The sequence below is a fragment of the Bradyrhizobium sp. JR4.1 genome (genome assembly GCF_040548605.1).
Lineage (GTDB): Bacteria > Pseudomonadota > Alphaproteobacteria > Rhizobiales > Xanthobacteraceae > Bradyrhizobium > Bradyrhizobium canariense.
The window spans coordinates 118,653-140,557 of the sequence record NZ_JBEPRY010000011.1 but is presented as its reverse complement, the minus strand read 5'-3'; the positions used below and the strand labels follow the sequence as shown (position 1 = coordinate 140,557).

Sequence of the window (21,905 nt, the reverse complement as noted above, 5' to 3'; positions counted from 1 at the left end):
TGTCTCCGGCGCAATCGAGGAGATCGTCATGAACCGCCGGAACATGTTGTGGAGCGCCATCTCAGGCCTGGGCGCAGCGCTTGGCGCCTCCAGCGCGAACGCCGCGACGGACGCCGGCGCGGGCAACAAGCTGAAGGTGGTGTATCACCTGAGCGATGCCGAGAAGGTCAATTTCGTCCTTGGCAACATCCAGAACCACATCGAGGGCGTCGGCGGCCCCGAGCATGTGACGATCGCACTGGTGATCCACGGGCCGGCGCTGAAGGCGTTTCACTCGGCGCAGGCCAACCCTGACATCAGCAAGCGCGTCGGCGATTTCTCCAAGGATGGCGTCGAGCTTGCCGCCTGCGGCAACACGATGAAGGCGCAGAACGTCACGCTTACGGATCTCTTGCCGGGCTTCGTCAGCGCGGAGAAGGGCGGCGTCGTCCGTTTGGCCGAGCTCCAGTCGCAGGGCTATCTCTATCTGCGGCCGTAGGTAGCAGCGAAAGTGGTGGGCTCCCTCCCCCGCTTGCGGGGGAGGGTCGGGGAGAGGGTGTCTCAGCAATCGAGAACCCCCAAGTGGAGAGAGCCCTCACCCGGCGCTGCGCGCCGACCTCTCCCGCAAGCGGGAGAGGTAAGAGGAGTTTGCGGGATCGCTTCCCACACCGCTTCCCACTTGACACATCCATAACTCCACGGTTATGAATATACCCATAACTTACAGATTATGGATTATATGCCCGCCGCCGCCCACGACCTTCTGTTCAGGACGCTCGCCGACCCCACCCGTCGGGCGATCTTCGAGCGATTGTGCCGCGAGGGCGAACAGACGGTCGGGGCCCTGACGGCACTGTCGGGCGTGTCCCAGCCGGCGGTCTCAAAACATCTCGGCGCGCTGAAGCAGGCTGGCCTCGTGCGCGACCGGCATCAAGGACGGCAGACGCATTACAGCGCCCAACCCGGCGCGCTCAATCCGCTGATCGACTGGACCAGCCAGATGGCCGGATTCTGGCAGAACCGGCTCGACGCGCTCGACGATCTCCTGAAGAGGATGGACCAATGAACGAATCCGCGACCGAAACCCGATCTGTCGTCGTCGAGCGCGAATTTGCCTTTCCGGCAGAGCGGATCTGGCGCGCGCTGACGCAGCCGCATCTGATCGAGGAATGGCTGATGAAGAACGACTTCAAGCCGAACGTGGGCCACCGCTTCAACCTTCGCGGCGAATGGGGCGGCGTGCTGGACTGCGAAGTCCTCACCATCGAGCCGCAGAAGACGCTCGCCTACACCTGGAATTTCTCGCACGAGGACGCGGCGTTCGATCTCAAGAGCGTCGTGACCTTCACGCTGACGCCGACGGGCGCAGGCACTCATCTGCGTGTCGAGCAAGCGGGCTTCAGCCCGGCGCAGAAGCAGGCATTTGGCGGCGCGCATGCCGGCTGGAAGCAGTTCCTCACCAAGCTGGACGAGCTGCTGGCCAAGGCAGACTAGCTCGGCCGCCGGCCTTCATTTCGATCATCTCAAGAGGAGGTTTCATTGACCGGAAATATGTGGATTCGACAGATCCATCGCTGGCTGTCGATTGCTTTCACGCTGGCCGTCATCGCCAACATCGTCGCCCTGACGATGCAAGTCCAGGCGACGTGGATCGGCTTGCTCGCCTTCGTCCCATTGATCCCGTTGCTTGCGACCGGGCTCTACATGTTCGCGCTGCCATATCTCGGCCGCGGCCGCGGCGCCCGACAAGAGGCGTGAGCATGAAGAAGGCCGTGACCGCGAAAACCAGCAGCGCGATGAAGACGAATGGCGCTTCGCCATCCAGGATGATCGACGGCAGGATCAAGGAGCTCGGCGACTGGCGCGGCGACATGCTCGGGCGAATCCGCGGCCTGATCAAGGAGGCCGACCCTGATGTCGTCGAGGAATGGAAGTGGCGCGGCGTTCCGGTGTGGGAGCACGACGGCATCATCTGCACCGGCGAGACCTACAAGGCCGTGGTGAAGATGACCTTTGCCAAGGGCGCCGCGCTGGACGATCCCGCCGGCCTGTTCAACTCGAGCCTCGACGGCAACGTGCGCCGCGCGATCGATATTCGCGAAGGCGACAAGATCAACGAGAAGGCGTTGAAGGCGCTGATCCGCGCAGCCGTGGAGCTGAATGCGTCGAAAGCCAAGAAGAAGCCGGCGAAGAAGCGATCGACTTAGAGCACGATTGATTCACGTTGATCGCTTTAGCAGCCGCGGACTGGCTGCAACCTCTCCCGCTTGCGGGAGAGGTCGGCGCGTAGCGCCGGGTGAGGGCTCTATCCTCTGGGGGAATCCCGCTGCGGAGACACCCTCTCGGCCGCAAGCGGGGGAGGGAGCGCACCTCCCTGGCAGAAGCCACAAGGCTAATCTCGTCGCGCTCCGGAAGCTGCCCCGCCCTCACGCCACCGCCGAGATCGGCCGCGGGCTCACGACGTATTCGCGCAGCACCTTGTCGTTGGAATCGACCTCGATCAGTGCGACATCGTAGGTCCAGAGATCGGCGAGATGCTGGAGCACGCGCTTGGCGTCGGTCTCGTTGAGCTGCGCGCCCTTGATGACATGGTGATGCAGGATCAGCCGCCGGTCGCCGGAGAGATCGACGTCGACCACCTCGATATTCGCGTCGATGTAGCCGACATCGTGCTGCCGTGCCAGCTCGCGCCGGACGCGGCGGAAGCCGCGCTCGTCGTGAATGGCGTCGACCCGGATGCCGGCGCGCTCCTCGGGATCGTCATGCAGGTGGAACATGCGGAGATGCCGCATCAGCTTCGGACTCAGGAACTGGGCGATAAAACTCTCGTCGCGGTAATTGGCCCAGACGTCGCGCAGCACGCCCATCACGTCGTTCTTGCCGGCGATGTCCGGGAACCACTCGCGGTCCTCGTCTTCCGGCCGGGTGACGATGCGCTCGATGTCCTGCATCATGGCGAAGCCGAGCGCATAGGGATTGAAGCCGGAAAAGCGCTGGTCGTCGAATTCGGGCTGGAACACGACGTTGGTGTGCGACTGCAGGAATTCGAGAAAATTGCCGTCGCTGATGCGGCCCTGCTGATGCAGCTTGGTCATGATGCGATAGTGGACGTAGGTCGCCGTCCCCTCGTTCATCACCTTGGTCTGGCTCTGCGGATAGAAATATTGCGCGATGTGGCGAACGATGCGCAACAGCTCGCGCTGCCATGGCGCCAGCCGCGGCGCGCTCTTCTCTAGGAAATACAGCAGGTTTTCCTGCGGCAGGCCGAGCAGCTTGCGGCGCCGTTCGACGCTGAGTGCGGACCGGGTCTTGCTCTTTCCCGCCGGCACGGTGCGCCAGAGGTCGTTGAAGACCTCCTCCTCATGCTGGCGGCGGCGCCCTGCCCGCTTCTCTTCGGCGCGGAGGTCGAGCTTCTTCTTGCCGGGATAGCGGTCGATCCCATGCGACATCAGCGCATGCGCGGCATCGAGGGTGCGCTCGACCTCGACGCGGCCGTAGCGATCCTCGCATTGCATGACGTAGTTCTTGGCGAAATCCAGATAGTCCAGGATGCCGTCGGCGTCGGTCCACTGCTTGAACAGATAGTTGTTCTTGAAGAAGTGGTTGTGGCCGAAGGCGGCGTGCGCGATCACCAGGGTCTGCATCGTCGCCGTGTTCTCCTCCATCAGGTAGGAGATGCAGGGCGAGGAGTTGATCACGATCTCATAGGCAAGTCCCATCAGGCCCTTGCGGTATGAGGCCTCGTGATACGCGAAGTGCTTTCCGAATGACCAGTGCTTGTAGAACAGCGGCATGCCGACCGACGAATAGGCGTCCAGCATCTGCTCGGCGGTGATGACTTCGATCTGGTTCGGATAGACGTCGAGCCCGAGATCTTTCGTCGCCACCTCCTCGCAGGCATCCGTGATGCGCTGCAAGGTGTGAAAATCCCAATCGGCGCCTTCGAACAAGCGTTCTGTCATGGAGCGGCTTTCTCCTGGGCAGTGTCGCGGCGCTGAAACAGATCGTGGAACACCGGAAAAATCTCGCTGCGCTCGCTGACCTTGCGCATCGAGAGCGGTGCGCCGCTGTTGCGCAGGCGCTCGTAGAGAGTCCAGAGCGAGGAGTCGGACAGATCGAAAGCGCTGCCGCCGGACTCGCCGACCTCGAGATAGGCAAAGAACTGGCAGACCGGCAGGATCTTGTCGGTCAGCAGCATGCCCGCGAGCTCGCCGTCGGAATAGGAATTGTCGCCGTCGGAGGCTTGGGCGGCGTAGATATTCCAGTCCGACGGGCTGAAGCGTTCGCGCACGATCTCGTGCATCGCCTGCAGGGCGCTGGAGACCAGCGTGCCGCCGGAAGCCGGGCCGTAGAAGAAGGTCTGCTCGTCCACCTCCTCGGCGCGATCGGTGTGGCGGATGAAGACGATGTCGACATGCTTGTAGCGGCGCTTCAGGAACACGTAGAGCAGCATGTAGAAGCGCTTGGCGAGATCCTTCATGTGCTCGGACATCGAGCCCGACACGTCCATCAGGCAGAACATCACGGCCTGGGCAACGGGCTTGGGCACCGTCTCGAAGCGGCGGTAGCGGATATCGAGCGGATCGATGAAGGGAATGCGCTTGGACTTCGCCTTCAGTTTTTCGAGCTGGGCCATCAGCACCAGACGCTCGTCCTCGTCCGCGCAGGCGGCGATGGCGGCTTCCAGCTCTTCGATCTCCTCCTTGCTGGGACGCTTGAGCGCGATACGGCGCGCCAGTGCGCGCCGAACCGTCCGGCTCACCGAGATGTTGGATGGCGAGCCCGACGTGGTGTAGCCGGTGCGCTGGATGCCCTCGCTCTCGGTGTGCGCGATCTTGCGCTTGGCAAGGTCGGGCAATTCGAGATCGTCGAGAAAGAGATCGACGAATTCGTCGCGGCTGAGCACGAAACGGAAGGCGTCCTCGCTGTCGCCTTCGCCCGGTCCGGAATCCTTGGCGCTGCCCTGGCCCGAGCGCTGGAGGTAGTCGCCCTCGATGAACTTCTTGTTCCCGGGCAACACCATGTCGCGCGTTCCGCCGTCGCGGCGGAAACGCGGCTCATGCATGCCGTCGAGCGGAATGGTGACCTCGCCACCCTCCAGGACGTCCTTGATGTCGCGTTCCTGCGAGGTCTTCTTGACGGCGCCCTGCACCAGGGATTTGGCCCGACGCAAGAACCGCTGCCGGTTCTCGAGACTCTTGCCGCCTGGATTCAGGCGCCTGTCAATAATGTGAATCGGCACTTTTCCATCCGCCTCAACCGGCCTGCTTCACGCGCATGTACCATTCGACGAGCCGGCGAACCTGACGCTCGGTGTAGCCGCGCTCCACCATGCGTGCGACGAACTCGCCGTGCTTCTTCTCCGTCTCGCCGTCCTTCTTCGACCCGAAGGAGATGACCGGAAGCAGGTCCTCGACCTGGGAGAATATCCGCTTTTCGATCACATCGCGAATCTTCTCGTAGGAGATCCAGGTCGGATTCTTGCCGCCGTTCTGGGCGCGCGACCGTAACGAGAATTTGACCACCTCGTTGCGGAAATCCTTCGGATTGGCGATGCCCGCCGGCTTCTCGATCTTGGTCAGCTCCTGGTTCAAAAGCTCGCGATCCAACAGCTGGCCGGTGTCGGCGTCCTTGAAATCCTGGTCCTCGATCCAGGCATCGGCGTAGTCGACGTAGCGGTCGAACAGGTTCTGGCCGTAATCCGAGTAGGATTCGAGATAAGCCTTCTGGATCTCGTTGCCGATGAACTCGGCATAACGCGGAGCAAGGTCCGCCTTGATGAATTCGAGGTAGCGCTTCTCGACTTCCTCGGGCAGCTGCTCGCGCTTGATCGATTGCTCCAGCGCGTACATCAGATGCACGGCGTCGGCGGCGACTTCCTGCGGATCGTGGTTGAAGGTCGCAGCCAGGATCTTGAAGGCAAAGCGGGTGGAAACACCGTCCATGCCCTCGTCGACGCCGGCGGCATCGCGATATTCCTGGACGCTGCGCGCCTTCGGATCGGTCTCCTTCAGGCTCTCGCCGTCGTAGACCCTCATCTTGGCGTAGGTCGTGGAATTTTCGTGCTTGCGCAGGCGCGACATCACCGAGAACCGCGCCAGCGTTTCCAGCGTCGCGGGCGCGCAAGGCGCGGCCGCGAGCTCGGAGCCCTGGATCAGCTTCTCGTAGATCTTCTGCTCCTCCGTGATCCGCAGGCAGTACGGCACCTTGATCACGCAGATGCGGTCGATGAAGGCCTCGTTATTCTTGTTGGCCTTGAAGCTCGACCACTCGGCTTCGTTGGAGTGCGCGAGGATGACGCCGGTGAACGGAATCGCGCCGATGTTCTCGGTGCCGATGTAGTTGCCTTCCTGCGTCGCGGTGAGCAGCGGATGCAGCATCTTGATCGGCGCCTTGAACATCTCGACGAACTCGAGCACGCCCTGGTTGGCGCGATTGAGGCCGCCGGAATAGCTGTAGGCGTCGGGATCGTTCTGCGCATAGGTTTCGAGCTTGCGGATGTCGACCTTGCCGACCAGCGAGGAGATGTCCTGGTTGTTCTCGTCACCCGGCTCGGTCTTGGCGATCCCGATCTGGCGCAGCCGCGACGGCTGGATTTTTGCAACCCGAAACTGGGAAATGTCGCCGCCGAAGGCTTCCAGCCGCTTGTAGCACCACGGGCTCATCAGGCCGGTGAGACGGCGGCGTGGAATGCCGTATTTCTCTTCCAGCATCGGGCCGAGCTGATCCGGATCGAACAGGCTGAGCGGACTTTCGAACACGGGCGAGAGCTCGTCGCCAGCCTTGAGCACGTAGATCGGATGCACTTCCATCAGCGACTTCAGCCGCTCGGCGAGCGAGGATTTGCCGCCGCCGACCGGACCGAGCAGATACAGGATCTGCTTGCGCTCTTCGAGGCCCTGCGCCGCGTGACGGAAGAAACCGACGATGCGCTCGATGGTTTCTTCCATGCCGTAGAAGCCGGCGAAGGCCGGATAGGTGCGGATCGTGCGGTTCAAAAAAATACGGCCAAGGCGTGGGTCCTTGGCCGTGTCAATCGTCTGGGGCTCACCGATCGCTGCTAGCAGTCGTTCGGCCGCGTTCGCGTATTTCATGGGATCGCTTCGACACGATTCCAGATATTCCGCCATCGACATGTCGTGTTGGCTTCTCGCCTCGAACGACTTAGCGAAAGCGTTGAATAGAGAATCGTTGTACATGATCCCTCTCCGCGTGAGTTCCGCTACACAATTGAACGAAAGCAGCGACCGGACCGTTCCTTAGCGCCACTCTCGAATCAGCGTGAGCACATGACGATCATTCGACACCCGGGCGCCTTCTCGGCGCAACGCACAACGTAGGCACAGGGTGAGTTACGAACAGGCACCTGCCTGATATTTGAGCGAATCTTTGTCTATATTGGCTCATTTCCAGAAAATGTCACTCGCTCGCAACATCCGGGCGTTACCGGGGATGCGTTCATCCGGCCTCGCATCATAGCGGTCTGCGAACGGCGATCTTATGACGCTTGTGCGGCGAAGCCTTGCGTGCCGCGTTCATCTTCCTGCTGCAATGCGGTGCGCGGACCGCCGGCGGCGTGATAGTCGCGGCAAGCGCGCAGCAGTGTATCAAAATCGGTCGCTAGGCCCTCCGACCGGATGACGATGCGATCGTCCCTCACGGAGCGGGCCAAGCCGCGGATGCTGCAGAGCTGCCGCTGCAAGGCCGGCGTCGGCGTCAGCACGATCACCTTGCGCCCGCGGCGTTCTTCAGCCGAAATCTCCGCGATCGAGTCCCACAGCAGAAATTCATTGCCGATGCGGAGATCGCGGATGCCATAGGGGGTGACGATCACCACCGATCCCCGCTCGGCGGGGAGCATCCAGATCAGCCGACCGGTCATCACGGCGAACACCACCACGCCGGCAGAGCCGACCGTCGCGTCGTAATCGCCAAAAGCGCTCGACCAGCCCAAGGCGAGCGTTGCGCTGAGCAGCGTCATGGCGAAGCCCGCTACGACCAGCAGCCGCGTTTGGGTCGTACACGGACCGATTTCGAGATCGTGGGACGCATCGACGCATCCGGTCGACGTGACCGACTGGGGGCTGTCTGTGACAGCGAGCGCCAGACGGTCATGATGTGCTTGCATGCCTTCCCCCAGCATGGCCATTCGCGACCGAGCCACAATGCACCAGCCGGACCGGAATCCGCTGATGAGTACTCCGCGCAGCCGCTAGCGGCGAGGCGAGACAGCTGGCGTTACACAACAAGGGCCCGACCGATTCCTCACGGCCAACGACCTTTTTACGCAACTCGGCTCCCTTTACGCGGATCGCCATGATCGCGACGGAGTTACACTGGAGGATATGACGCCCATACCCTTGATTGGTTCCCTCAAGGAAGCATGTAAGCTAGAGGATAGCGCGTCAGGACCGGTGCGGAAACCCCTCGCCCGCAGGCTTGGAGATAAATTAGCATCATGAATCCCGTCAAAGAACTGGAAAAGCACGGACAAGCCGTCTGGCTGGACTTCCTGGCCCGCGGCTTCATCGCCAAGGGCGACCTGAAGCGGCTGATCGACACCGACGGCGTCAAGGGCGTCACCTCCAACCCCTCGATCTTCGAGAAAGCGATCGGCAGCTCGGACGAGTACGACGCGCCGATCGGCAAGGCGTTGAAGCGCGGCGATCGGTCGGTCGCCGACCTGTTCGAGGCCGTCGCGGTCGAGGACATCCAGAACGCCGCCGACGTGCTGCGCCCGGTCTACGACCGCCTCAAGGGTGGCGACGGGTATGTCAGCCTTGAAGTCTCGCCCTATCTGGCGATGGACACCGCCGGCACGGTCACCGAGGCGCGGCGGCTCTGGAAGGACGTCAACCGCAAGAACCTGATGGTGAAGGTGCCGGCAACGCCGGAGGGCCTGCCGGCGATCGAGACCCTGATCGGCGACGGCATCAGCATTAACATCACGCTGCTGTTCTCCAGGGACGTCTATCTGCAGGTTGCCGAGGCCTATCTCGCCGGTCTGGAGACATACGTCGCAGGTGGCGGCGACCCCTCGCACGTGGCGAGCGTGGCGAGCTTCTTCGTCAGCCGCATCGACTCGGTGGTCGACAAGCAGCTCGACGAGAAGATCGCTCGCGCCAACGATCCGTCCGAGAAGGAGCGGCTGGCCGCGCTGAAGGGCAAGGTCGCGATCGCCAATGCCAAGGTCGCCTATCAGGATTACAAGCGCCTGTTCTCGGGTCCCCGCTGGGACAAGCTCGCCGCCAAGGGCGCCAAGCCGCAGCGCATGCTGTGGGCGTCGACCGGCACCAAGAACAAGGACTACAGCGACGTCCTCTATGTCGAGGAGCTGATCGGCCCCGACACCATCAACACCGTGCCGCCGGCGACGCTCGACGCATTCCGTGACCACGGCAAGCCGCGCGACAGCCTTGAAGAAAACCTCGACGACGCCTGCCGCGTGCTGGAAGAGCTGGAGCGCTCCGGCGTCTCGCTCGATGCCATCACAGAGGAGCTCGTCAAGGACGGCGTCAAGCAGTTCGCCGACGCCGCCGACAAGCTCTATGGTGCGGTCGCCCACAAGCGCGCCACCGTGCTCGGGCCCGCGATCGACCGCCAGCTGCTCTCGCTCGGCGACGGTCTCGGCAAGGCCGTGGCCAAGAGCACCGAGGAATGGCGCGCGTCGGCCAAGATCCGTAGGCTGTGGCAGCGCGACAAATCGGTCTGGACCGGCACTGACGAGGACAAATGGCTCGGCTGGCTCGACAGCGCCGCCAAGGCCGATGTTGCCGACTATGAGGACTATGCCAGTCGCGTGAAAGGCCAGAAATTCTCCGACGCCGTCGTGCTCGGCATGGGCGGATCAAGCCTCGGGCCGGAGGTGCTGGCCGAGACCTTTGGCAAGAAACCCGGGTTCCCGAAGCTGCACGTGCTGGATTCCACCGATCCGGCGCAGGTGCGGGCGATGGAGGCCAGGATCGACATCGCCAACACCGTTTTCATCGTCTCAAGCAAGTCCGGCGGCACCACCGAACCGAATGCGATGAAGGATTATTTCCACGAGCGCGTCACGCAGGCGGTCGGGCCGAAGGTCAAGACCGGCTATCGCTTCATTGCGGTCACCGATCCCGGATCGTCGCTGGAGAAGGCGGCGAAGACGCTGAGCTATGCGCGCATCTTCCATGGCGAGCCCTCCATCGGCGGACGCTACTCGGTGCTCTCGCCGTTTGGCCTGGTGCCGGCGGCAACTGCGGGCATCGACATCAAGACCTTCGTCAAGCATGCGCTTGCCATGGCCCGCTCCTGCGGACCGGACGTGCCGCCGGCTGAGAACCCCGGCGTGCAGCTCGGCCTTGCCATGGGCCATGCAGCGCTCGAAGGCCGCGACAAGGTGACGATCCTGTCGTCGAAGAAGATTGCCGATTTCGGCGCCTGGGCCGAGCAGCTCATCGCGGAATCGACCGGCAAGGATGGCAAGGGTCTGGTCCCGATCGACGGCGAGCCGCTGGGCGAGCCTGCGGTCTACGGCAATGACCGGCTCTTCATCGACATCCGTATCGAGGGCGAAGCGGACGCCGCCCATGACTCGCAGCTTGCTGCGATCGAAGCGGCCGGTCATCCCGTCGTGCGCATCGTGATGAAGTCGATCGATCATCTCGGCCAGGAGTTCTTCCGCTTCGAGATGGCAACGGCGGTGGCGGGCAGCATCCTCGGCATCAACCCGTTCGACCAGCCGGACGTGGAAGCGGCCAAGATCAAGACCCGAGAGCTCACCGCGTCGTTCGAAAAGACCGGCGCGCTGCCGGCCGAGCAGCCGGTGGTCAGCACCGCCGAGGCCGATCTCTACACCGACGAGGCCAATGCCGCGGCCCTGCGCGCCGCCGGCGCCAACGGTGACCTCACCTCATGGCTGAAGGCGCATCTGTCGCGCTCCAACCATGGCGATTATGTCGCCCTGCTCGGCTACATCGCGCGCGACAAGGCGACGATCGACGCACTCCAGACCATGCGGCTCGAAGTGCGCGAGAAGCGACATGTCGCAACCTGCGCCGAGTTCGGACCGCGTTTCCTGCACTCGACAGGACAGGCCTACAAGGGCGGCCCCGACAGCGGCGTGTTCCTCCAGATCACCGCCGACGATGCCAGGGACCTGCCGGTGCCGGGCCAGAAGGCCAGCTTCGGCGTCATCAAGGCCGCGCAGGCGCGCGGCGACTTCGACGTGCTCACCGAGCGCGGCCGGCGCGCGCTGCGGGTCCACCTGAAGGGCGGGCTCAAGAAGGGTCTCGCGGCGCTCAATGCCGCGCTCAACGACGCACTGAACTAAGGGAATTCCTCAAATGCAACTCGGCATGATCGGCCTCGGCCGGATGGGCGGCAACATCGTTCGCCGCCTGATGCGCCACGGCCATTCGACCGTGGTCTACGACAAGGACGCCAAGGCCGTCGCCGGCCTTGCCGCAGACGGCGCGGTCGGCTCGGCGACGCTCGAAGAGTTCATTGCGAAACTGGAGCGGCCGCGCGCGGCGTGGGTGATGCTGCCGGCCGGCCACATCACCGAGACCACGATCGACACGATCGCGGGCGCGATGCAGGAAGGCGACGTCATCATCGACGGCGGCAACACGTTCTGGCAGGACGACGTCCGCCGCGGCAAGGCGCTGAAGCAGCGCGGCATCCACTATGTCGACGTCGGCACCTCCGGCGGCGTCTGGGGCCTCGACCGCGGCTATTGCATGATGATCGGCGGCGAGAAACAGGTGGTCGATCGGCTCGATCCGATCTTCGCCGCGCTCGCGCCCGGCGCCGGCGACATTTCGCGCACGGAGGGACGTGAGGGCCGCGATACCCGCATCGAGCAGGGCTACATCCATGCCGGCCCCGTCGGCGCCGGGCATTTCGTCAAGATGATCCACAACGGTATCGAATACGGCCTGATGCAGGCCTATGCCGAAGGTTTTGACATCCTCAAGAACGCCAACATCGAGGCCTTGCCGGCGGATCATCGTTACGATTTCGATCTCGCCGATATCGCCGAGGTGTGGCGGCGTGGCAGCGTGATCCCGTCCTGGCTGCTCGATCTCACCTCGACGGCGCTCGCCGACAGCCCGGCGTTGACGGAATATTCCGGTTTCGTCGACGATTCCGGCGAAGGACGCTGGACTGTGAACGCGGCGATCGACGAGGCCGTGCCGGCCGAAGTCCTGACCGCGGCGCTGTTCGCACGTTTCCGTTCCCGCAAGGAACACACCTTCGCCGAGAAAATTCTCTCAGCGATGCGAGCCGGCTTCGGCGGCCACAAGGAGCCGAAGCAGCCGGCTGCTTCGAAGCCGAAATAGCAATTAGCAGAGCGAAGGCCAATAGTTCGTGACAAAAGACCCGCAAGCCAAGCGCAAGCCGGAAAATTGCGCCTTCGTCATCTTTGGTGTCACCGGCGACCTCACCCATCGGCTGGTGATGCCATCGCTCTACAATCTGGCGGCCGAGCATCTGTTACCGGAAAAGTTCTGCGTGGTCGGCGTCGCCCGCCGGGGCCAGTCGGACGACGAGCTGCGCGACAGCCTGTTGAAGGGCTTGCGCCAGTTCGCGACCCGGCCGGTGGACGACGACATTGCCAAGAAGCTGCTGGAATGCGTGACCTTCGTCGAAGCCGACGCAAAGGATCCGCCATCCTTTGATCGCCTGCGCGAGCATCTGGATTCCCTGGAATGCGCGCAGGACACCGGCGGCAACCGGCTGTTCTACCTGGCGACCCCGCCGGCCGCGTTCGCGCCGACCGCGCGCGAGCTCGGCCGCACCGGCATGATGAAGGAGAACGGCGCGTGGCGGCGGCTGGTGATCGAAAAGCCGTTCGGCACCGACCTCGCCTCCGCGCGCGCGCTGAATGGCGAGCTGCTGAAGATCATGGACGAGCACCAGATCTACCGGATCGATCACTATCTCGGCAAGGAGACGGTGCAGAACATCCTGGTGCTGCGCTTTGCCAACGGCATGTTCGAGCCGATCTGGAATCGCAACCATATCGACCACATCCAGATCACGGTGGAGGAAAAACTCGGCGTCGGCCATCGCGGCGGCTTCTACGATGCCACCGGCGCGCTGCGCGACATGGTGCCGAACCATCTGTTTCAGCTGATGTCGCTGGTCGCGATGGAGCCGCCGGCGCGTTTCGATGCCCATTCCGTGCGCTCCGAGAAAGCCGAGATTCTGACCTCGATTCAGCGCCCGAGCGAAGAAGAAGCGCTGAAGAGCTCGGTGCGCGCCCAATATCTCTCGGGGCGCATCGGCGACGATGAGATCCCGGACTATCGCAAGACCGAGGACGTCAAACCCGGCAGCACCACCGAGACCTATGTCGCGCTGAAACTGATGATCGACAATTGGCGCTGGGCCGGCGTGCCGTTCTATTTGCGGACCGGCAAGGCGCTCGGCCACAAGCGCACCGAGGTCGCGATCAAGTTCAAGCAGGCGCCGCTGTCGATGTTCTCAGGCACGGCTGTCGATCGCCTCTCCCAGAACTTCCTCACGATCGGCATCGCACCGACGGAGACCATCGAGCTCCAGTTCAACGCCAAGATCCCGGGGCCGAGCGTCACCATCGACGGCGTCGAGATGAAGTTCCGCTATGGCGACTATTTCCGGGCCGATCCCTCGACCGGCTACGAGACGCTGATCTACGACTGCATGATCGGCGACAACATCCTGTTCCAGCGCGCCGACGGCATCGAAGCCGGGTGGCAGGCGGTGCAGCCGTTCCTGGACGCCTGGAAGAACGCGGGCAGCAACGGCATCGAGACCTATCAAGCCGGCAGCGACGGCCCCGCCTGCGCCGATGAATTGCTCCGCCGCGACGGCCGAAGCTGGCGTAAGTTTTCGTGACGGCGATGGCCGGACAGCCGAAGCTGATCGTCGCGGCCGACGCCGAGGCTCTCGCCCGGGCCGCGGCCGAACGGGTGATGGCGCGAATCGCGGCCAATCCCGGGCGCATCGCGATCTGCCTGACCGGCGGCTCCAGCCCGAAGAAGCTCTACCAGCTGCTGGGCAGCGAGGCCTGGCGCGAAAAAATCCCGTGGGAGCGCGTGCACTGGTTCATCGGTGACGAGCGCTTCGTGCCCCAAAGCGATCCCCTCAACAACATGGCGGTCGCGCGCGCGACCTTTCTCGATCGCAACGCACCCTCCGGCCATGTTCACCCGATCCCGACGACGGCTGACGACCCTGATCAGAGCGCCGAGGTCTATGCGCGCGAGCTGCAGTCTTTCTACGGCGCGGAAAGCCTGGATCCGGCGCGGCCGCTGTTCGACATCGTTTTGATGGGCGCAGGTCCCGACGGCCACACGGCTTCGCTCTTCCCGGGCTACGCCGCGATCGAGGAGACCGAGCGCTGGGTCGTCGGCGTCCCAAAGGCCAATGTTGCCCCCTTCGTGCCGCGGGTCTCGCTCACCCTGCCCGCGCTGGCGTCCTGCCGCGAAATGCTGTTCGAGATTGCGGGGCACGACAAGCAGCCGATCTTGACGCGCCTCCTCAATGGCGAGACTCTGCCGGCTGTACGCGCGCGCTCGAATGGCGAGACCGTCTGGCTGGTCGACCAAGCCGCGCTTCCGGGGGGAATTCGTGACGGGCGTTGAAGCACCTTGTGCATTGATCGTGATGGGCGTGTCGGGTTCGGGCAAGAGTACGGTTGCAAAAGCGCTGGGCGAGCGCCTCGGCTGGCGATTCGAGGACGGAGACAGCTTTCATCCCGCCAGCAATGTCGAGAAGATGCGGGCCGGCCATCCCCTCACCGACGAGGACCGCTGGCCCTGGCTCAACGCCATTGCCGACGAGATCGCGCGGGTCTGTGACAAGGGCGAGCACGTGATCATCGCCTGCTCGGCGCTAAAGCATACTTATCGGGACGTGCTGCTGCGCGGACGCGACGACGTCCGCTTCATATTCCTGCGGGGCACGAAGGAGCTGATCGCCGCTCGCCTTGCGCAACGCAAGGGGCATTTCATGCCGCCCGGCCTGCTGACGAGCCAGTTCAACACGCTGGAGCCGCCCGAGGCTGGCGAGCACGTGATCACCGTCTCGATCGACGAATCCGTGGAAGCGATCGTGGACGGCGCGGTGCGACAGCTGAAACTGGGCGGCGCGAAACGCTGAGGCCAAACACCCAAGGGATTGTCATGACAAAAATCTCGCTCGTCGTCTCCGACGTCGACGGTACGCTGCTGACGAAGGACAAGACGCTGACCGGCCGCGCGAGGTCCGCGGTGCAGCGTCTGCACCAGGCCGGCATCGGTTTCACGATTACGTCGAGCCGGCCCGCGATCGGCATGCGCTTCCTGATCGAACCGCTGGCGCTCTGGCTGCCGGTCGGCCCGTTCAATGGCTCCTCGATCGTCGATCCCGAGATGAATCCGGTCGAGCAGCATTTGATTCCGGCGAGCGCCGCCGAGCGGTCCCTGCAAATCCTCCGGGACTTCCGCGCCGACATCTGGCTGTTCACCACCGACAAATGGCTGATCGACAAGCCTGATGGCCAATACGTCGCTCACGAGCAGCACACCATCCGCTCCGATCCCACCATCGTCACGGACTTTTCACCGTATCTCGCGAGCGCCTGCAAGATCGTCGGCGCCAGCGCCGATGCGGCCGGCCTCGAAGCATGCGAGAAGGTAATGCAGCAGGCGCTCGGCAGCGAGGCCACTGCTGTGCGTTCGCAAACCTATTACCTCGACATCACCCCGCCCGGTTTCGACAAGGGCACATTCGTGCAAGCCATGGCCAAGCGCCTCGGCATTTCAACCGACGCGGTCGCAACCATCGGCGACATGCAGAACGACCTCGCCATGTTCCGCGTCAGCGGCACCTCGATCGCGATGGGCAATGCGGCCGACAACGTCAAGGACCAGGCGACCCACGTCACCGCGTCCAACGAGCAGGACGGTTTTGCGGAGGCGATGGAGATGATCTTGAAGCGGAACGGGGTCGCCTAGGTCACTACTTCGACCGCTGCATCGCGGGCTTCTCGCTGCCCTGCCTTGCCGCCGACAGATTATGCGCGGTGTTGACCAGCGCGATATGCGTCAGCGCCTGGGGGAAATTGCCGGTCTGACGCTTGGCGCCTGAATCATATTCCTCGGCCAGCAGCCCGACATCATTCGCGATCCCGACCACGCGATCGAACAAGGCTTGCGCCTTGTCGAGATCGCCCGCCAGCACATGGGCATCGGCCAGCCACAGGCTGCAGGCGAGGAAGGCGCCTTCGAGCGGCGGCTGCCCCGCAGGCACCTCGCGGGGATCGTGCCGCAGCACGAAGCCGTCAGGCATCATGTGCTTTTCCATCGCCACTATGGTGCCGCGAATGCGCGGATCCGACGCTTCCAGGAAGCCGACGGCCGGCAGCAGCAGCACGCTGGCGTCGAGCAGCTTCGAGCCGTAGGACTCCACGAAGGCATTCTCCTCCGTGTTGAAGCCCCGGTTGCAGACGTCGCGATGAATGGCGTCGCGCAAGGTGCGCCAGTGCAGCAGCGGCGCCTTGAAGCCGAAGGTCTCGGCGCTCTTGATGCCGCGGTCGAAGGCGACCCAGGTCATCACCTTGGAGAAGACATAGTGCTTCGGCTCTCCGCGCCGCTCCCAGATGCCGTGATCGGGCTGGTCCCAGACTTCGGCGAGATGCTTGAGCACGGCGCATTCCAGCGCCCAGCTCTCGTCGTCGAGCTTGAGCTTGGCCATCCGCGATTGGTGGAAGGCGTCGATCAGTTCGCCGTAGACGTCGAGCTGGAGCTGCGCATGCGCGGCATTGCCGACGCGCACCGGCTGGGCGCCCTCGTAGCCGTCGAGCCAACCGGCTTCCCATTCCAGCAGTCGCCGCTGGCCCCAGATGCCGTACATGATCTGCATGTTCGACGGTGAGCCTGCAGCCGCCCGCAACAGCCAATTGTGCCAGGCCGAGGCTTCCTCGGTGTAACCCGAGTTCATCAGCGCCAGCAGCGTGAAGGTGGCATCGCGCAGCCAGCAGAAGCGGTAGTCCCAATTCCTGGCGCCGCCGAGCTTCTCCGGCAAGGAGGTGGTCGGCGCCGCGACGATGCCGCCGGTCGGACCGAAGGTCAGCGCCTTGAGTGTGATCAGCGAGCGCACGATCAGGTCGCGATAGTCGCCATCGCGATTACAGTGGCTGCACCAGTCCTGCCAGAACTTTTCCGTCTCCTGCAGCGCGAGCTCCGGGTCGATCGGTGCGGGTGGCTCGAGATGCGAGGGGCCGTAGGTCAGCACGAACGGCACGGTCTCGCCCGCCTTCACCTCGAAATCGGAGACCGTGGTCAGATCCTCGCCGCGGGTCTTCGCGGGAGTCCGCAGCACCGTCATGTCCTGCCCGGCGACCGCCAGCAGGGAATGGTCGATCCGCCGCACCCACGGGATGTCGACGCCGAAGCCGAAGCGGATGACGAGCTCCATCCGTATCTTCACCGTGCCGCTGACGCCGCGGACCAGCCGCACGATATCGGAGGCCTTGCCGCGCGGCGGCATGAAGTCGATCAGCGCAACGGTGCCGCTCTTCGTCTCAAAGCGCGTCTCGAGGATGAGGGTGTCGCCGAGATAGCGGCGCGACGTCGCGGTGACGTCCTCCCTCGGCGCGATCAGCCAGCGGCCGTTCTTGTGCGTGCCGAGGAGCGCGGCAAAGCAGGCGTCGGAATCGAAGGCCGGCCAGCACAGCCAATCGATCGAGCCGTTGCGGCCGACCAGCGCCGCGGTCTCGCAGTCGCCGATCAGCGCATAGTCCTCAATCCTCTGAGACAATGTCGTACGAGCCTCGAAAACGGCACCCTTGGAGCCCAGGCGATCAACGCCCGCCGGGCAACGAGCGTTCCCGTGTCGCGGCCTTCAAAGCCCCGAGATCGACTTTCGAGGCAATCTTGTCGAGCGTCACAGGCAGGCGCTGGCGCCAGTTCGGATGCTCGTCGATCGTACCGGGAATGTTGGGCTGGTCGATCACCCCGAGCAGATCCTCCAGCGACACCGCAAGCAGCCGCGACGGCGTGCGCGACAGGAAGGCGAGCACCGAATAGACATCATTGGCACGGATGCCGTTGGCGCGCAGGATCTCGTCGAGCAGGCCGAGCGCATCCCAGCGGGCCTGATCGTTCTCGCCGGGATCGAGCCCGAGCGAGCGCTTCATCCTGAGATCGCTGAATGAGCGCCAGCCGGCATAGGTCGACAAATCATGCGTGTTCAGCGTCACCAGCGCGTTGGGCCGGTAGTGATCGACGGGCCGGAAATGACCGGCATCGTCGCGCTCGAACATCATGACGAGGTAGGACCAGATGCCGAAATCCTGCATGGTCTCGCGAAAACCTTCCGGCACCGTGCCGAGGTCCTCGCCGATCACGATGCACTTATGGGCCGCGCTCTCGCGCGCCACAGTCGCCAGCAGCGCCTCGAACGGCATTTGCACATAGGCGCCGTTGTCGGGCTTGAAGCCGCGCGGCACCAGATAAAGTCGCTTCAGGCCCAGCACGTGATCGAGACGGATGGCCCCGGAATGGCGCATTGAAGCCGCGAGCATATCGGCGAATGGCACGAAGGATTGCGCCTCCAGGCCGCCGGCATTGAAGCCGGCGAGGCCCCAATCCTGGCCGATGGTATTGAGCACGTCCGGCGGCGCGCCGACGGCGAGATGACGGGAGATCGCCCCCTGCTCGTTCCAGGCATCGAAGCCGTTCGACTGCACGCCGACGGCAACGTCGAGATAGAGCCCAACCCGCATGCCGAGCTGGCCGGCCAGCTCCTTGGCGGCATGCAATTGGCTATCAGCCGTCCATTGCACGAATTCGACGAACTCGACCTCGTGCTTGTCCGGGCCATTGCGCAGCTCGGCGCATTTCGTCTCGTCCGGCTTTTGCCATTCCTCCGGCCATTCCCACCACGGCGCCGCGAAGCGATGACGGAGCACCTCGAAGCAGGCAAAGCGGGACAATAGCGGCGCGCGAGCCGCGCGGAAGGCGTCGAACTGGTTGCGGCGGACGCCGCTCGCGGTTTTGACGAAGCTGTCGAAGGCGGCGCGGAGGCCGAGCCATTTCAAGGCCGCCATGTCGTGATAGGGCACGCGATCGCCGTCGCGGAGCCGCGCGGCGGTCGCGGCCGCATCGGGGACGAGGTCGGGGGAAAATTCCGGGATCGCCTCGACGTCGATATAGAGCGGATTGAGAAACAGCCGGCTGTTCGGCGAATAGGGACTGCAATCGGCCGGATGGTCGTCGAACAACACATGCAGGGGATTGAGCCCGACGCCGTCGGCCCCCAACTGCTTGGCGAGCCGGACGAGACCGGCGAGGTCGGTGAAATCGCCGATGCCCCAATTGCGGTCCGAGCGGACGCTGTAGAGCTGCACGGCAAGCAGCCAGCCGCGGTCGAAATCGCCGCCAAAGGCCCGCTCCGGCGCCACGATCATCGGCACCTCTTCGGTCACGCCTTCGGCATCGATCAGCGTCAGGCGGTGATAGCCGAGCGGCAGGCCGGCGGGCCAGGCAATCACGGGCTCGCGCGTCTCACCTTGGGCGATCAAATTGCCGTTGCCGGTCATCTTCCATTTGAGCGGCGGCGCACCGATCGTCACCAATTCGGTGCGCGGATGTCCCAAGGCGCGTACCACCACGGGCCCGCTGACGAAGCGGTAAACCCGCTTTTCCGGCAGGGCGTCGAGGATGGATTTGAGGGCCACGGGATCGGTGACCCGCAGCTTTCCGAGGGCATCGACGAATTCGGATTGAACGCCCTTGATCCGGGCTTGAGCTAAAAGATCCATTCGGCACGCAGCTTGCAGGCCATTTTTTGGCCGGGGGCATCGATTTTAACGAGGTCGCGGAAGAGGTTAGTCAGGGGTAACTCGCGAGCCGCGCCTGCCGTTCCCCAGGGAACCAATGACACACAAGCGGCTTTCTATAGTGGTATCAAGCGTAGGTTCCCGGCAAGGGAAACGGGCTCCTGCTTTCTTGTCAATGGCATCACCGTGAACAAGACAATTCAAACTGTCGAGAGTGCCGCAGCGGGCAGCACTTTCCTCATCGAGGACGTCTATCCCCTGATCGACGGCGGGCGCTTCCCCGTGAAGCGGATCGCGCGCGAACCGGTCGAGGTCTGGGCCGACATCTACCGGGACGGCGACGCCGTGATCGGCGCAGCGCTGATCTGGCGACAGGAGCAGGACCGCGAATGGCAGAGCGAGCCGATGATCCCTCACGGCAATGACCGCTGGTCCGGCGCGTTCACACCGGTCGAGCCCGGCAAATATGTCTATGCGATCGAAGCCTGGACCGACGAGTTCGCGACGTGGTCGCGCGCGGTCGCGCGCAAGCAGCGCTCCGGCGCCGATGTCACTCTCGATGCGATCGAGGGCGCGGGCCTCCTGACCAAGGCGCATGGCGCGCAGCAGGACGCCGCCGCCGTCATCGTCAGGCAATGCGAGGACTATCTTCAGACCGGCGACGTTGCCCCGCTGCTGGCAACCGAGCTCGGCGCAGCCATGGCCGAGAGCCAGTCGCGGCCTGATCTCACGCGCTCGGCGCTATTCCCACTGTTCGTCGACCGCGACAAGGCACGCTTCGGCACCTGGTATCAGATGATGCCGCGCAGCCAGAGCGTGGTGCCGGGACAGCATGGCACGCTCCGCGACTGCATCGCGCGCGTGCCCGACATCGCCGCGATGGGCTTTGACGTGCTCTACTTCACGCCGATCCATCCCATCGGCCGCACCCGGCGCAAGGGCCGCAACAACACGCCGGTGGCGGCCGAAGGCGATCCCGGCTCGCCTTATGCGATCGGCGCCATCGAGGGCGGGCACGATGCGCTGCACCCCGAACTCGGCACAATCGAGGATTTTCGCGCGCTGGTCGCGACCTGCCTGGAATACGGCCTCGAACTCGCGCTCGACTTCGCCGTGCAATGCTCGCCGGACCACCCGTGGCTGACGCAGCATCCGGAATGGTTCAAATGGCGCCCGGATCGCTCGGTGCGGACGGCTGACGGGCCCTATTCCGATATCGTCATCCCCGATTTCACGTCCGTCGACCGGGCTGGACTGTGGAACACGTTTCGCGACGCCATGCTGTTCTGGATCGACCACGGCGTCACCATCTTCGCCATCGACAATCATGACACCGCGCCGCTCGCCTTCTGGGAGTGGCTGATCCGTGACATCCGCCGCCGGCATCCCGAGGTGATCCTGTTCTCCAAGACGTTTGCGCGCCCGAAGCTGATGAAGGGGCTTGCCAAGCTCGGCTTTGCACAATCGTTCAGCTATTTCCCCTGGCGCACGGCGAAGTGGGAGCTGGAGCAATATCTCGGCGAGCTGACGCGCTATCCCGAACGTGATTTCTATCGGCCGAACCTGTTCGTGAATACGCCCGATCTCTTGCCCTATCATCTCCAGGGCGGCGAGACATGGGCGTTCAAATCGCGCCTCGCGCTGGCGGCGACGCTGTCCGGCAATTACGGCCTCTACAGCGGGTTCGAGTTGCTGGAGCATGACGCGATCCCCGGCCGCGAGGAATATCTCGATTCTGAGAAATACCAGATCAAGCAGCGCGACTGGAACAAGCCCGGCAACATCAAGGCCTACATCGCGGAGCTCAATCGCATCCGCAACGAGAATGCTGCGCTTCACCAGACCGCGAACCTGCGCTTCCTCGGCATCGAAGACGGCGAGACGATCGCCTTCGTGAAGGAGGCGACCGGCCCGGCCAACGTCGTCGTCGCCGTGGTTGCACTGTCGCGCCACGTGCGCGAATTCTGGTTGCCGCTCGGCGACGTCACGGTTGACGCCGGCGGGCAGCGACACCATGTGTCGGCACTCGAAAACCTCCTCACCGGCGAACAGGCCCGCATCGAATGGGGCGGGATCAAATTGCGTAGCGATCCCGAGCGCGATCCGGCGCTACTGTTCCGCTGCCTGGCGTAAGGGC

The 21,905-nt window shown here is 63.9% G+C and carries 18 protein-coding genes; 12 read left to right on the top strand and 6 right to left on the bottom strand.

The annotated features are described in order from the left end of the window. Nucleotides 1–28: 28 nt before the first annotated feature. The 5 genes from ABIB90_RS22075 to ABIB90_RS22055 all read left to right on the top strand — a co-directional run bounded on the left by ABIB90_RS22075 (nucleotide 29) and on the right by ABIB90_RS22055 (nucleotide 2,186). Nucleotides 29–478 (top strand): DsrE family protein, encoded by a 450-nt coding sequence (locus ABIB90_RS22075; RefSeq protein WP_007595690.1) that lies wholly within the window; start codon nucleotides 29–31, stop codon nucleotides 476–478. Between the two features lie 240 nt (nucleotides 479–718). Next, nucleotides 719–1,045: an ArsR/SmtB family transcription factor gene (locus ABIB90_RS22070; protein WP_007595691.1), complete on the top strand. Its 327-nt coding sequence runs from the start codon at nucleotides 719–721 to the stop codon at nucleotides 1,043–1,045. Beyond that, nucleotides 1,042–1,473 carry an SRPBCC family protein gene (locus ABIB90_RS22065; RefSeq protein WP_007595695.1) on the top strand — a complete coding sequence of 144 codons (432 nt, stop codon included), beginning with the start codon at nucleotides 1,042–1,044 and terminating at the stop codon, nucleotides 1,471–1,473. The genes ABIB90_RS22070 and ABIB90_RS22065 overlap by 4 nt, the downstream gene beginning before the upstream one ends. Before the next feature lie 45 nt (nucleotides 1,474–1,518). Beyond that, the gene (locus ABIB90_RS22060; protein ID WP_007595696.1) at nucleotides 1,519–1,737 is read left to right on the top strand and encodes a hypothetical protein; all 219 of its coding nucleotides are present in this window, start codon (nucleotides 1,519–1,521) and stop codon (nucleotides 1,735–1,737) included. 2 nt (nucleotides 1,738–1,739) lie between these two features. Next, complete coding sequence (locus ABIB90_RS22055; RefSeq protein WP_354127281.1) at nucleotides 1,740–2,186, top strand: DUF1801 domain-containing protein; 447 nt, start codon at nucleotides 1,740–1,742, stop codon at nucleotides 2,184–2,186. A 219-nt stretch (nucleotides 2,187–2,405) separates the two neighbouring features. Here ABIB90_RS22055 and ABIB90_RS22050 read toward each other — a convergent pair whose 3' ends face one another. From ABIB90_RS22050 to ABIB90_RS22035, 4 genes are all read right to left on the bottom strand, one after another. Then, a complete protein-coding gene (locus ABIB90_RS22050) occupies nucleotides 2,406–3,941 on the bottom strand; it encodes a SpoVR family protein (protein WP_007595700.1) in 1,536 nt (511 codons plus the stop codon). Next, on the bottom strand, nucleotides 3,938–5,215 hold the full coding sequence (locus tag ABIB90_RS22045; RefSeq protein WP_354201408.1) for a YeaH/YhbH family protein: 1,278 nt from the start codon (nucleotides 5,213–5,215) through the stop codon (nucleotides 3,938–3,940). Before ABIB90_RS22045 ends, ABIB90_RS22050 begins: the two co-directional genes overlap by 4 nt. A 19-nt stretch (nucleotides 5,216–5,234) precedes the next feature. Continuing rightward, a complete protein-coding gene (locus ABIB90_RS22040) occupies nucleotides 5,235–7,178 on the bottom strand; it encodes a PrkA family serine protein kinase (RefSeq protein ID WP_007595704.1) in 1,944 nt (647 codons plus the stop codon). A gap of 299 nt (nucleotides 7,179–7,477) precedes the next feature. After that, nucleotides 7,478–8,107, bottom strand: coding sequence for a hypothetical protein (locus tag ABIB90_RS22035; RefSeq protein WP_007595706.1), 630 nt, complete (start codon nucleotides 8,105–8,107; stop codon nucleotides 7,478–7,480). A 330-nt stretch (nucleotides 8,108–8,437) separates the two neighbouring features. Here ABIB90_RS22035 and ABIB90_RS22030 point away from each other — a divergent pair, with 330 nt between their 5' ends. The 6 genes from ABIB90_RS22030 to ABIB90_RS22005 are packed head-to-tail and all read left to right on the top strand — an operon-like array spanning nucleotide 8,438 to nucleotide 15,941. Next, complete coding sequence (locus ABIB90_RS22030) at nucleotides 8,438–11,287, top strand: bifunctional transaldolase/phosoglucose isomerase (protein WP_354201359.1); 2,850 nt, start codon at nucleotides 8,438–8,440, stop codon at nucleotides 11,285–11,287. Nucleotides 11,288–11,300: 13 nt separating this feature from the next. Next, entirely contained in the window at nucleotides 11,301–12,299 is a 999-nt protein-coding gene (gene gnd / locus ABIB90_RS22025) for a phosphogluconate dehydrogenase (NAD(+)-dependent, decarboxylating) (protein ID WP_354201358.1), read from the top strand. 28 nt (nucleotides 12,300–12,327) lie between these two features. Then, nucleotides 12,328–13,839 carry a glucose-6-phosphate dehydrogenase gene (zwf, locus tag ABIB90_RS22020; protein ID WP_219685522.1) on the top strand — a complete coding sequence of 504 codons (1,512 nt, stop codon included), beginning with the start codon at nucleotides 12,328–12,330 and terminating at the stop codon, nucleotides 13,837–13,839. Between the two features lie 5 nt (nucleotides 13,840–13,844). Further along, the gene (gene pgl / locus ABIB90_RS22015) at nucleotides 13,845–14,588 is read left to right on the top strand and encodes a 6-phosphogluconolactonase (protein ID WP_354201357.1); all 744 of its coding nucleotides are present in this window, start codon (nucleotides 13,845–13,847) and stop codon (nucleotides 14,586–14,588) included. Next, a complete protein-coding gene (locus ABIB90_RS22010) occupies nucleotides 14,575–15,105 on the top strand; it encodes a gluconokinase (RefSeq protein ID WP_354168256.1) in 531 nt (176 codons plus the stop codon). Before pgl ends, ABIB90_RS22010 begins: the two co-directional genes overlap by 14 nt. 23 nt (nucleotides 15,106–15,128) lie before the next feature. Further along, nucleotides 15,129–15,941, top strand: a complete 813-nt coding sequence (locus tag ABIB90_RS22005; RefSeq protein WP_354201356.1) for an HAD family hydrolase — start codon at nucleotides 15,129–15,131, stop codon at nucleotides 15,939–15,941. A gap of 4 nt (nucleotides 15,942–15,945) precedes the next feature. On the opposite strand, the gene ABIB90_RS22000 is transcribed toward ABIB90_RS22005, so the two are convergent. Beyond that, on the bottom strand, nucleotides 15,946–17,745 hold the full coding sequence (locus ABIB90_RS22000) for a glycoside hydrolase family 15 protein (RefSeq protein WP_354201355.1): 1,800 nt from the start codon (nucleotides 17,743–17,745) through the stop codon (nucleotides 15,946–15,948). Nucleotides 17,746–17,788: 43 nt separating this feature from the next. Continuing rightward, nucleotides 17,789–19,750, bottom strand: coding sequence for a 4-alpha-glucanotransferase (gene malQ, locus ABIB90_RS21995; protein WP_354201354.1), 1,962 nt, complete (start codon nucleotides 19,748–19,750; stop codon nucleotides 17,789–17,791). Between the two features lie 204 nt (nucleotides 19,751–19,954). Between malQ and ABIB90_RS21990 the strand changes: the two genes are divergently transcribed. After that, nucleotides 19,955–21,901, top strand: a complete 1,947-nt coding sequence (locus ABIB90_RS21990) for a maltotransferase domain-containing protein (RefSeq protein WP_354201353.1) — start codon at nucleotides 19,955–19,957, stop codon at nucleotides 21,899–21,901. Nucleotides 21,902–21,905: the final 4 nt, after the last annotated feature.